The sequence below is a fragment of the Synechococcus sp. R55.4 genome, assembly GCF_047461935.1.
Classification (GTDB): Bacteria; Cyanobacteriota; Cyanobacteriia; order Thermostichales; family Thermostichaceae; genus Thermostichus.
Window position 1 is genome coordinate 24,978 of the sequence record NZ_JANSIF010000030.1, and the last position, 11,760, is coordinate 36,737.

Annotated in this window: 7 protein-coding genes; 4 read left to right on the plus strand and 3 right to left on the minus strand. The window is 59.8% G+C overall.

Translation table 11 applies throughout. The features are described from left to right. Positions 1-21: 21 nt before the first annotated feature. A complete protein-coding gene (gene treZ, locus NW842_RS08445; protein ID WP_414417842.1) occupies positions 22-1,881 on the plus strand; it encodes a malto-oligosyltrehalose trehalohydrolase in 1,860 nt (619 codons plus the stop codon). On the opposite strand, the gene NW842_RS08450 is transcribed toward treZ, so the two are convergent. Together NW842_RS08450 and NW842_RS08455 are read right to left on the minus strand one after the other, a co-directional pair. Beyond that, positions 1,878-3,398, minus strand: coding sequence for an NAD(P)/FAD-dependent oxidoreductase (locus NW842_RS08450; RefSeq protein WP_414417843.1), 1,521 nt, complete (start codon positions 3,396-3,398; stop codon positions 1,878-1,880). The genes treZ and NW842_RS08450 overlap by 4 nt on opposite strands. Positions 3,399-3,433: 35 nt before the next feature. Further along, the gene (locus tag NW842_RS08455) at positions 3,434-4,756 is read right to left on the minus strand and encodes a four-carbon acid sugar kinase family protein (RefSeq protein ID WP_414417844.1); all 1,323 of its coding nucleotides are present in this window, start codon (positions 4,754-4,756) and stop codon (positions 3,434-3,436) included. A gap of 208 nt (positions 4,757-4,964) precedes the next feature. Between NW842_RS08455 and phoU the strand changes: the two genes are divergently transcribed. The 3 genes from phoU to clpB all read left to right on the plus strand — a co-directional run bounded on the left by phoU (position 4,965) and on the right by clpB (position 10,796). After that, on the plus strand, positions 4,965-5,606 hold the full coding sequence (phoU, locus tag NW842_RS08460) for a phosphate signaling complex protein PhoU (RefSeq protein ID WP_414375491.1): 642 nt from the start codon (positions 4,965-4,967) through the stop codon (positions 5,604-5,606). Between the two features lie 62 nt (positions 5,607-5,668). Next, entirely contained in the window at positions 5,669-7,954 is a 2,286-nt protein-coding gene (locus tag NW842_RS08465) for a ribonuclease R family protein (RefSeq protein ID WP_414417845.1), read from the plus strand. Positions 7,955-8,153: 199 nt separating this feature from the next. After that, entirely contained in the window at positions 8,154-10,796 is a 2,643-nt protein-coding gene (gene clpB / locus NW842_RS08470) for an ATP-dependent chaperone ClpB (RefSeq protein ID WP_414331635.1), read from the plus strand. Positions 10,797-10,809: 13 nt separating this feature from the next. Here the strand turns inward: clpB and NW842_RS08475 are convergent, their stop codons facing one another. Then, positions 10,810-11,211, minus strand: coding sequence for a SaoD/DsrE family protein (locus NW842_RS08475; RefSeq protein WP_414357804.1), 402 nt, complete (start codon positions 11,209-11,211; stop codon positions 10,810-10,812). Positions 11,212-11,760: the final 549 nt, after the last annotated feature.

Consider the following 11,760-nt stretch of genomic DNA (forward strand, 5'->3'; position numbering starts at 1 on the left):
CCGAGTTGCGGGATAGATTCTGTGTTGCAGGCTTCTCCTTTCTTCCAGGCCGGGCGGATGGGCGCCTATCCCCTGGGCTCAGGCTGCTATCACTTCTCGGTGTGGGCGCCCTTGGTTGAGCAGGTGGAGCTGAAGCTGCTCAGCCCTGTCCAACGTTGCTTTACTCTAGTGCGGGATGAGCAGGGCTATTGGCAGGGGGAGGTGGACGGGATCCCACCTGGGCCAGTGGACTACCTCTACCGCCTGCACACCTCAGCAGGGGTAGTGGAGCGGCCGGATCCCGCTTCCCGCTGCCAGCCCTACGGCGTCCACGGCCCTTCGCGGGTGGTGGATCCCCACTTCGACTGGCAGGATCAGGGGTGGAAGGGGATCCCCCTGTCTCAGTGGATCCTCTACGAGCTGCATGTAGGCACCTTTACCCTCGAGGGCACCTTTGCTGCTCTGATCCCTCGCCTGCCGGAGTTGGTGGAGTTGGGGGTAAACGTGCTGGAGCTGATGCCGGTGGCCCAGTTTCCAGGAGAGCGCAACTGGGGCTACGACGGCGTCTACCCCTACGCGGTGCAGACCAGCTATGGAGGAGCGGCAGGCTTCAAAGCCCTAGTCAATGCCTGCCACCAACTGGGTTTGGCCGTCATCTTGGATGTGGTCTACAACCACCTGGGGCCGGAGGGGAACTACCTGCGGGATTTTGGCCCCTACTTCACCGACAAGTACCACACCCCTTGGGGGGATGCCCTCAACTTCGACGACCGCTATTCTGACGGCGTGCGAGAGTTTTTCCTACAAAACGCCGAGTACTGGCTGGAGGAGTTTCATCTCGATGGGCTGCGGCTGGACGCGGTGCATGCCATCTACGACTTCAGCGCCTACCCCTTCTTGCAGGAATTGGCAGAGCAGGTGGATGCCCTAGAAGCTCGCACTGGCCGGCCCAGGGTTCTCATTGCCGAAAGCGACCTCAACGATGTCCGCCTCATCACCCCCCGAGAGCAAGGGGGCTACGGGCTAGATGCCCAGTGGTGCGATGACTTCCACCACTCACTTCACACCCTGCTTACCGGGGAAAAGACAGGCTACTACCAGGACTTTGGCGAATTGGAGCACCTGGCCAAGGCTTACCGGGAGAGCTACGTTTATTCTGGCCAGTACTCCTGCTACCGCGCCAGGCGTCACGGCAACTCCGCTGTTGGGCGACCGGGATCCCAATTTGTTGTCTGCATTCAAAACCACGACCAGGTGGGCAACCGCAGGCTGGGAGAGCGCCTTAGCCAGCTCACCTCTTTCGAGGGCCTCAAATTGGCTGCCGCTGCCCTGCTGCTAGCTCCCATGCTGCCGCTGCTATTTATGGGGGAAGAGTATGGGGAAGTGGCGCCATTTCTGTATTTTGTCAGCCACGGGGATCCCGACCTGGTGGAAGCGGTACGACAGGGACGCCGCCGCGAGTTCAGCGCCTTTGCCTGGCAGGGAGAGCCGCCGGATCCCCAAGCTGAAGAGACTTTCTTGCGCTCCAAGCCGAATTGGGAGTTGAAAAAAGCCGGTCACCACCAGGTTCTCTGGAAGTGGTACCAGACCCTGATCCGGCTGCGCAAAACCCAACCGGCTCTCCAGCACTTGGAGCGGGATGGAGTGGAAGTGGAGCTCTTTTCCAACTCTGGCCTTGCCCTGCACCGCCGCCACGGATCCCAGTCTTTGCTTGCCCTTTTCAACTTCAGCCCCAATCAGGCGGTCACCTATGCCCATTGGCCCGGCGGCACCTGGGAGAAGCTTTTGGATAGCCACGAGGCCCAGTGGTTGGGAAAGGGATCCTCTCTGCCCGCCGGAAGCCAAGGAGATCTTGTGGAGGTACCGCCCTATGGGGTGGCGGTGTACGGTCAGAACCCCTAAAAGAGGTAATCCCGGCCGCAGCCGTAGCGCCAAGCCTCGCGGCGCCGTCTCCAGAAGTAGTCCTGGGGGTTGGTTTCCGGCTCCGGGCGATCTGTTAGCCTTTGCAGCAGCTCGTAGAGGCCAAGGGCGCCAAAGTGGCCCGCCCATGCCACCAGCTCCGGCAACCCCAACCGAGGCAAAAGTCTGGCTACCAAGCTGGGATCCCGACGCGTCACCCCCCACAGGGCCTGGGCCAAGCCGCCAAACTGCACCACATCCTGCAAAAAGGGCTGCACCACCTGAGGGCCAGCGGCAACCATGGCCGCAAACACCCTGCTCAACAGGCGGTTAATGCTATTGGGATCCCAACTTTTGTTCTGCAGAGGGGGAATCATGGCCTTCTGAAATAGCCAGGTCACGGCCAAGTTGGGCTGGTAGGGTTGCAGCAGGGCCAGGGCTGCCTGGTTCAACTGCCGTTGCGCCAGGGCCTCGTGGATCCCCTGCTGTAGGCGATCCAGGTGGCGCAACATGGCGCCAAAGCCGCCAAAGCTTAGAGGCGACTGGCTGCCACTGCTATCCCCCACCGCCAATAGGCGATCCCAGGGCAGTTGCAGCGGGCTGCGGCGGTAGGCGGGGAAAACGCCACATAGCTTGCGCACCCAGCGGATCTGGGCCAGCTCCACCCCCTGGTAGGCTGGCAGCAGCCGGCAGTAATCCCGCCAGAGCTGCTCTAGACTAGGCCGCCGGGGATCCTGGTCGCAGTAGGTAAAAAGATAGGTGGTGCGCCCATCGCGGGCAGGGAAAGCTTCCCAAAAGGGCTGGTAGCCGTTCTGGGCTGGGGTAAAGCTGTAGAAGAGATCTCCCGTGGGTTGGTCGGGCAGCCCCTGGGCACAGGATCCCACCACCAGACAGACGCTATCTGGCGGCTGCCCTTGGCGAGCCTGGGCCGCGATGGGCGAGCGGTGCCCCATGGCATCCACCAGCAGTTGAGCACGGATCTGTCCCTTGGTGGTCTGGAGGCAGATCCCATCGGGGTGAACGGTGGCACTTTGAAAGGCAGTCTGCTCCCACACTTGGCCCCCCCAGGCCAGGAAATGCTGCTTGAGGAACTCCAGGAGGCTGACTGGATCCACGCCCACATTCAGCACTCCCTCCACCCACCAGTGGGGGCCCTCCCCAAAGCCAATCCGCCCCCTCGGGTAGTGGGTAACCTGGACTGCCTCCCACTCGGGCGGGGTAAGCAGCTCCAGCTCTAACAACACCTGCAGCTCCTGGTGTGAGGTGTTCCACTCCTGCTCCCGCCCCCGCAGGATCCCGCGCTCCAGCAGGATCACCCGCCAGCCCCGCTTGGCCAAAGCCGCTGCCAAGAAGATCCCCAGGGTGCCACCGGCAATGACAACATCCACCTCCCAGCTGCCCAAGCTCTGGGAAGCCTGCTGCACGACTGTCGGCGGTAACTCCCTCCGCCTCTGCCGCAGGGATCCCCACCAGGCATCCGAGGCGGGCAAGGCTTCCGGCAGGGGGACAACTTCAGCCATCGGCAGGAGGAACCCACAAGACCATCCTCTTCACCCTAAATCAAGCCCCGACTTTTGAGGCGACGGTGGAGCAAAAGCAGCGTATCCACCTCGCCGACATTGCCCGGAAACAACACCACCGGCAGGTTGGGAAAGCGGGGATGATCGGACGGGGTGATCACCATCGAGATCCCAGGGTAGACTTGCCCTAGCAGACGCACCGCCGGCAAGTTGAGGCCAACGCTGAGGGTGTCGTTGGAGGTGATGCCACCCTTGCTGATGAGATAGCCGATCCCTTCTGGCAGCCCCTGCACCACACCCATCAACAACCGGGAAACCTTCTGCCCAAAAGCTAGGCGCATTTCTACGGCGTCCTTTTCGAACGTCAGTTCCTCTCGGCTGGTGTAGACCACCGGCGTCAGACCCTGCTCATAGGCGCTGTGAACTTGGGCCAGGATCCCAGGCAGCAGCTCCGCGTCGGGATCCAATAGTCGCCTCACCTCCACCTCGATGCCTTGGGTTTCAGGCTCCTGCAGAAGGCGGGCCAACTGCTGGCTGGACTTTTGCACGTGGGATCCCACGATCACCACCCCCGGTTGAGAGGAGCGAACAAACTGCCCCATCTGTTCCGGGGGAACGGGTTGTGGCGGCAACTGGGCCAAAGCCGTCAAGAGGCTGGCGGCGCTGCGGAACAAAAAGCGCTTCCCCTGCTCTATAGCCGCCCAAACATCCTGGGCAAAGCGATCCAGATCCGCCTGGGTTTCTCCATCCACCACACAGCAGACATTCCCCTCCAGACTCAAAAGCCGCTCCAGACAGCCGGCGCGAATCTGCTCTAGGGTCAATCGCTCCACCTGCTCAGCCCGGATCCGCCCCTGGGTTTTCTCCTGCACATAGTCCGGCAAATAGCTGTGGTGGTAGCCAAACACCGCATCCCGAGCAAACTCCGTCTCATGCACCGGCACCCAGCGCTCCCCCACCCGTAGGTAGTGGACACTGTTGCGGGTGATGCGCCCTCCCTCAAAAAAGGCCGGCACCAGAAAATGGGCATCAAAAGGCCCCAGCTCCGCTGCCATCACATCGGTTTCCAAGGGGTAGTGCCCCCGCAAAGTCGAGTCGGAGCGGCTGACGAAAATAGCCTGCTCACATCCCAGCTCCGCCATCACCTCCTTCAACGCCCCACATACCGACCGCGTCACCTCTTCGGCCTTGGCCGGCGGCAGGGATCGGGTGTTGGTGAGGATAAAGCGAATTGGCGAGCTATCCTGCAACCCCAGCTTCAAAGTCTGCGGATCCCAGCGGGTGAGGAGCAGGCAACTGTGAACGGTTTGGGATCCGGTGGGATCATCGTCCAACACAATGATGGGGGGAAGAGCCATGAGACCGTCTCAATCGACAAAGCAACCCGAGAACTCCAGAGGACGAATCCCCCTCAGAGGGCAACCGCTGTTCTCATCTTCGCCTAAGTTGGCCGTCTTCTCTGCCCTTATTCCAGGCGAAGTTTGCCATGATTGAGATCAACTGGCTCTGTTGAATCCAAAACGACTGCAGACATTTCCCCCCTGCCCACATTCATGGGAGAAAGCCATGGGGCAAGCCGAGCTGCAACTTCACATCAAACGGGTACAGCAGGACGTGCTGCGCATGGGGGCGCTGGTGGAAAAGTCGGTGGTCTTGGCCCAGCAGGCCCTGTTTGAACAGAACTTGGCCGCCGCCGAACAGGTGATCGCCCAAGACAAGCAAATTGACCGTTTTTATCGTCAAATCGAGAAAGACTGTATTAATTTGATTGCCTTGCGCTCCCCGGTGGCGCGGGATCTGCGCTGGATCAGTACCCTGATGCAACTGGTACGCGATCTGGAGCGGATTGGCGACTACGCCAAAGATTTGGCCGAAGTGGCCCTGCGCTTGGTCATGTACCCGCCGCCCCCGGAGCTGGGTCGTATTCGCGTGATGATGCAGCGCTGCCAGAAAATGCTCAGCCACAGCCTGGTGGCCCTGACAGAATTGGACGCCGACCTGGGCCGACAACTGAAGCGGGAAGACGACGCCGTTGATGAAGATTACACTAACCTTTACAATACGTTGGCGCAGCAGTCTGACATTCGCGGATCGGTCGAGCCTATTCTATTGATATTGCTGGCGATCCGTTACCTGGAGCGTCTGGCCGACCACAGCACCAACATCGGTCAGCGGGTAGCTTTTATCGTCACCGGCCAGCGTGACTAACGCCAACGGGTTGGGTCTTGCGATGTCTTAACCCCTCTTTTTCTTTTTTGCCAATACCCAAAATGGACTTCTCTCGAATTTTTCAGCATTTTCTCTCTCAGCCTCCCGATCAATTGACCGACAAAGATACTCTTCTTGCCCTCTTGCAGTCCCCCGACCCAGAAGCGCCGGAAATGCTCGAGATTGCCCTCGATGGCCTGGTGCGGGCCGGGTTTCTGGAACGACTAGGGGATCCCCCTCGCTATCGGCGCAAGCCGGACGAATCTTTGGTGGTGGGGCGTTTGCGCTGTTCCAGCAAAGGCTTTTGCTTCGCCATTCGGGACGAGCCGGGGGTGGAGGATGTGTACATCCACGGCAGCAACCTCAGCGGCGCCTGGAATGGGGATCAGGTGTTGGCGCGGGTCACCAAAGATGGCAACCGTCGCCGCAGTCCAGAAGGAGAGGTGGTGGCCGTTGTGGAGCGGGCCAATTCTGCCCTGGTGGGTCGCCTCAAACAGACGGAACAGGGTTTTCGGGTGGTGCCCTTGGACGACCGGCTGCTGTTCGAGCTGGCCCTGACGGAGGGATCCCCTGTCGAGCTGGCGGAAGGTCGGGTGGCCTATGTGGAGGTGGATCGCTACCCGCTGGGGGATCTACCCCCAACCGGAACCATTCGCAAAATCTTGGGCGACGGCCCAGAAGCCTCCATCGATGCAGATTTGGTCTGTTGCAAGTACGACCTACCGCAGGAGTTTCCCGCTCCAGTGTTGGAGGCAGCAGCAGCTCTGCCCAAAAAGCTCAGCCGCTCTGACCAAAAGGGCCGCCGCGATCTGCGCGATTGGTTTTGCATCACTTTGGAGCCTTTGGATCTGCAGCATCCCCACGGCTTGGAACCCAACGTGGCTGTTTCCTTGCAGCGGCAAGAGAATGACCACTGGCTGCTGGGGATCCACATTGCTGACGTGGCCCATTGGCTGGATCCCGACCACCCCTTGGAGCAAGAGGCTCAGCAGCGGACGGCCACCGTCTACCTCGATACGATGGTGCTGCCTCTCTTTCCGCCGGAGGTGCACAACCGCCTGGCTCTGTTGCCACAGCAGGAGCGCTTGGCCTATTCACTGCTAGTGACCCTCGACCCAGAAGGGGTGGTACAAAACTTCGAGATTTACCCCAGCCTGGTGCAATCGCGGGCTCACCTGTCCTATGGTCAGGTGCAGGCTCTTTTGGCCACCACCGCCGACTTGGGCCCCGACGAAGAAGTGCCGGAGTTGATGGCCCTGCTGCAAAATCTGCTGCGCCTCAGCCAGATCCTGCGGGCCAAACGTCACCAAGCGGGGGGATTTGACCTGCCCCTGTTGGATCTGCTCACCCCCCATTCTGCGGACGAAAGCGGCTACGGCCCCCTCTTGATCAGCGATCGCCTTAGCGCCCATGCCCTGATGACGGAAATTCTCCTGCTGGCCAACCAGACCTTAGGCCACCATTTGCGCCAGTTGGGGATCCCTTCTTTGGCCCGTGTGCAACCTGCCCCTGCCGCCGAGACCCTGCAGAGCTTTTTGCGCCTGGCCAATGCCATGAGGCTGGATTTGAATTTGCAAGATCCTGCCGTTGTAACCCTGGCGGACTGGCAGCGGATTTGTGCCCGCATCACCGCTCCCGATGTGTTGGCCTCTGGCGCGAGCCCGGCCTTGGTGGCGCAGATGCTGGCCACCTTGCCCCCGGTGGAGTATCGCCTCCAGCCTCTGGAAGAACACCTGGGCCATTTTGGCTTGGGCCTCAGAGAGCCCTACGCCACCTTCACGGCCCCCTTGCGCCGCTATGCCGACTTGCTCAATTTGCGTGCTCTGCACCTGGCCCTGAGCAAAGGACGCGATCGCCGCAGCCCTCGCTCCAAAACTGTGGTGGATCTGCACGGCCCCAGCGGCTACGGCCAAATCGACTGGCAAGTGTTGCCGCCAAAGGTGCAGGAGGAATGGCAGGCGTTTCTCCAGGCGCAACTGCCCAAAATTCAGGAGGGGTACCGGATCCGTCAGCAGGCGGAACGGGAGCTGATGGGCCTGAAGCGCTCTGAGTTCATGCAAAAGCACCTGGGAGAGGTGTTCCCCGGCCTAATCATCGGTGTCCAGAACTACGGCTTTTTTGTCCAGGTGGATCCCATCTTGGCGGAAGGCTTGGTGCGGGTCAGCACCCTGAAAAACGATTGGTACGAGTACCGCAGCCGTCAGCAGGCGCTGGTGGGACGCAAGAGTCGGCGCCAGTTTCGCCTGGGGGATCGGGTGGAGGTGCAGATTAAGAACGTGGATTACTACCGCCAACAAATTGACCTGGCGGTAATCGGGGAAGGCCGTCCCTACGAAGAAGAAGAATAAGGCGGGGATCCCTCCATGGATCGCAGCTGGAGAGGACGGTTGTTGCGAACTCTGGCTCTGGCAAAATAGGCGATACCTAGATCAGGAAGATCCTACCGGAGCTTCCGGCACCCAGCTCTACTGCCCCGAAAGAGTCCAGGGTGCTCCCTGTGTCTGTATTGCCTTCCTATACTGAGTAGCAAAGCTCTGCCGAACTTCTATGCAGCCCACCAATCCCAACCAATTTACCGAAAAAGCTTGGAGCGCCATTGTCCAGTCCCAAGATGTGGCCCGGCGGCACCAGCAGCAACAGTTGGAAACCGAGCATTTGCTGATCTCCCTTCTGGATCAAGAAGGGGGGCTCACCCAAACCCTCCTGCAACGGGCAGGTATCGATCCGAGGCTGGTGCGGGATAAAGTGGAAAGCTTCATCAACCAGCAGCCCAAGTTGGCGCGGGTGGATCAGCTCTACTTGGGTCGCGGCCTGGAAACCACCCTGGATCGGGCCGAGGAGTTTCGCAAAGAGTACGGCGATGATTTCATCTCGGTGGAGCACTTGTTTTTGGGATCCCTGCAAGATGAGCGGGTGGGCAAGCGGGTCTTGGCACCCCTGGGCCTGACGGTAGAGCGCCTCAAACCGGTCATCAAAGAGGTGCGAGGCAAACAGCGGGTCACCGACAAAAACCCCGAATCCCGCTACGAAGCCCTGGAGCGCTATGGCCGCGATCTCACCCAGGCGGCCCGCGAAGGGAAGCTGGACCCGGTGATCGGGCGAGATGACGAGATCCGCCGCGTCATTCAGGTGCTCTCCCGCCGCACCAAAAACAACCCCGTCCTCATCGGCGAACCCGGCGTGGGGAAAACAGCCATTGTGGAGGGCCTAGCCCAGCGCATCAACCGGGGAGATGTGCCGGAGTCTCTGAAAAACCGGCGAGTCATTGCTCTGGACATGGGCGCTCTCATTGCCGGGGCCAAGTACCGCGGGGAATTTGAAGACCGCCTCAAAGCTGTGCTCAAAGAGGTCACTGAATCCGAAGGCCAGATCATCCTCTTCATCGACGAGTTGCACACCGTTGTCGGCGCCGGGGCCGGCGAAGGGGCCATGGATGCCGGCAACTTGCTCAAACCCATGCTGGCGCGGGGCGAGTTGCGCTGTATCGGCGCCACCACCCTGGATGAATACCGCAAGCACATCGAAAAAGATGCGGCCCTAGAACGCCGCTTTCAGCCGGTGTACGTGGATCAGCCTTCGGTGGAAGATACCATCTCCATCCTGCGCGGCCTCAAAGAGCGCTACGAGCTGCACCATGGGGTCAAAATCAGCGACTCCGCCTTGGTGGCGGCAGCGGTGCTCTCCAACCGCTACATCTCCGAGCGCTTCCTGCCCGACAAAGCCATCGACCTGGTGGACGAGGCGGCGGCCAAGCTGAAAATGGAAATCACCTCCAAGCCCGTCGAGCTGGACGAGATCGACCGGCGCATCATGCAACTGCAGATGGAGGAGCTCTCCCTGAAAAAAGAAGATGATGCTGCCTCTAGAGATCGCCTCAGCAAAATTGAGCAGGAGCTGGCCAACCTGACGGAGCGACAACGGGAGTTGAATGCTCGCTGGCAATTTGAAAAAGAGGCTATCGAACGCCTGCAAAGCCTTAAAGCCGAGCGGGACGCCGTCAAGCTTCAAATCGAACAGGCTGAACAAAAATATGACCTCAACCGCGCTGCCGAGCTCAAGTACGGCAAGCTGATGGAATTGGAGCGGCAAATCCAAGAGCAGGAGGCTCACCTGGCCAAGCTGCAGACCAACGGCGAGCCGCTGCTGCGGGAGCAAGTGACTCCTGAAGATATCGCTGAGATCGTCTCCCGCTGGACCGGGATCCCAGTCACCAGCCTGATGGAGTCGGAAAAGCAGAAGCTGCTGCGCCTGGAAGCCCATTTGCACCAGCGGGTGGTGGGCCAAGACGAGGCGGTAGCCGCCGTAGCGGCAGCCATTCGGCGCGCCCGGGCCGGCATGAAGGATCCCAATCGCCCCATCGGCTCTTTCCTGTTCATGGGGCCCACTGGCGTGGGGAAAACCGAGCTGGCCCGTGCTTTGGCGGAGTTCCTCTTCGACACTTCCGAGGCGATGGTGCGCATCGACATGTCCGAGTACATGGAGAAGCACTCGGTCTCTCGTCTAATCGGAGCTCCTCCAGGCTACGTGGGCTACGAAGAAGGCGGGCAGCTCTCCGAGGCGGTGCGGCGACGCCCCTACTCGGTGGTGCTGTTTGACGAGGTGGAAAAAGCCCACCCGGATGTCTTCAACATCCTGCTGCAGGTGCTGGACGATGGCCGCATCACCGACTCCCAAGGGCGGACAGTGGACTTCAAAAACACCATCATCATCATGACCAGCAACATCGGCAGCGACCTCATCCTGGAAATTGGGGCCGATGAAAGCCGCTACGAGGAGATGAAAACTCAGGTGCTGGCCATGCTGCGGCACCACTTCCGACCGGAGTTCCTCAACCGGGTGGACGAGCTGATCATCTTCCACGCCCTCACCAAAGAGCAAATTCGCCAGATTGTCGGCCTGCAAATGCAGCGGGTGGAAAAGCTGCTGGCAGATCAGCAAATCGAGATCCTGCTCACCGAAGAAGCCAAGGACTACCTGGCAGAGGTGGGCTACGACCCAGTGTTCGGGGCCCGTCCCCTGAAGCGGGTGATCCAGCGGGAGATCGAAAATCCCATTGCCACCAAGCTGCTGGAAAACGAGTTCCTACCCGGCGACCGCATTTTGGTGGATGTAGCCAACGAGCGGTTGATCTTCCGCAAGATCGGCTCTCAGCCCAGCCAGGAGCCACCTGCTGCTGTGGCCGTCAGCTAAAGTGAGGGATCCTTCACAGAGTGATCACCTGGTCAGGTGGGTTGTTCTTCAACGCCTCGTAGAGGTCAGGGAAGCAGCCCACTTGCACCCCTTGCACTACATTTTTGGGAATGCACTGGGCCGGTTCCTTGCGCCCGCGTCCTTGGGCATCACACCAGCGGGGTTCCCCTTCGGCTAAGTTGCGCTCCAGGGCACACATGTCGCACATCATCAGCAGGATGTTTTGCTCTTGGGCAACCTTGGCCAAGCGCTCGCCAATGGGATCCCCCTGCCGCAAAACAAAGCAGTTGTCGTCGAAAAAGAACATGCCCACCACCTCCGCTCCATGCACCCCTGCTTCTAGCTGAGGCAGGATCATCTGGCCCAATTTGTAGGTGCCGCAGCGGGGATGGGTGAACACGTAGGCAACTTTCATGAGGCCCTCCTTGCTGTTCTCAATTTTGATTATTAATGATTATCATTTTCAAAGTAACACGAATTCCCTGACGGGGGTTGCCGGAACCCAGCAGGCCGAGGTGGAGGTTCATTGCGAACCTGCTTGAGACTGTTCCTGATGCCTTTGTGCTGTCCAGCTCCTCTCCCTTCGCAGGAGAGGGAAGTTACGATTATTTCGATTCAAACCAGGACGCTGCACCCACACCTAAAACGTTGGTCGCGTTGTCGCGTCAGCGTTGCGGAGCAATAATGCGGCGGGCCAGAAGGCTTTTCTCAATAGCCCAGGCGTCTCACCCTAACCTGAAATGACTACAGATTGTGGGTTTACTGAGGACACGGCCAATTATTCAGTGGCATTTCTCACTTGAGATGCGGGAGGGGTTTTCTGGCGGGTTGTCAGGATTTGGGGTTTCTAATTGCCAAGGCTGCTCTCGGAGTTGCTCTATTGAACCACTAGGTTGTGTTGATCTTTCATTTGAGCCAAAAGAGAGCACTGACGAGATAGAGAAAACTCAAGAAGTTCCTGGCC

Excerpts from the sequence above, each read along its gene's own strand:
- NW842_RS08450 (WP_414417843.1), bottom strand. The coding sequence starts at position 3,398 with ATGGCTGAAGTTGTCCCCCTGCCGGAAGCCTTGCCCGCCTCGGATGCC.
- NW842_RS08455 (WP_414417844.1), bottom strand. The coding sequence starts at position 4,756 with ATGGCTCTTCCCCCCATCATTGTGTTGGACGATGATCCCACCGGATCC.
- phoU (WP_414375491.1), top strand. The coding sequence starts at position 4,965 with ATGGGGCAAGCCGAGCTGCAACTTCACATCAAACGGGTACAGCAGGAC.
- NW842_RS08465 (WP_414417845.1), top strand. The coding sequence starts at position 5,669 with ATGGACTTCTCTCGAATTTTTCAGCATTTTCTCTCTCAGCCTCCCGAT.
- clpB (WP_414331635.1), top strand. The coding sequence starts at position 8,154 with ATGCAGCCCACCAATCCCAACCAATTTACCGAAAAAGCTTGGAGCGCC.
- NW842_RS08475 (WP_414357804.1), bottom strand. The coding sequence starts at position 11,211 with ATGAAAGTTGCCTACGTGTTCACCCATCCCCGCTGCGGCACCTACAAA.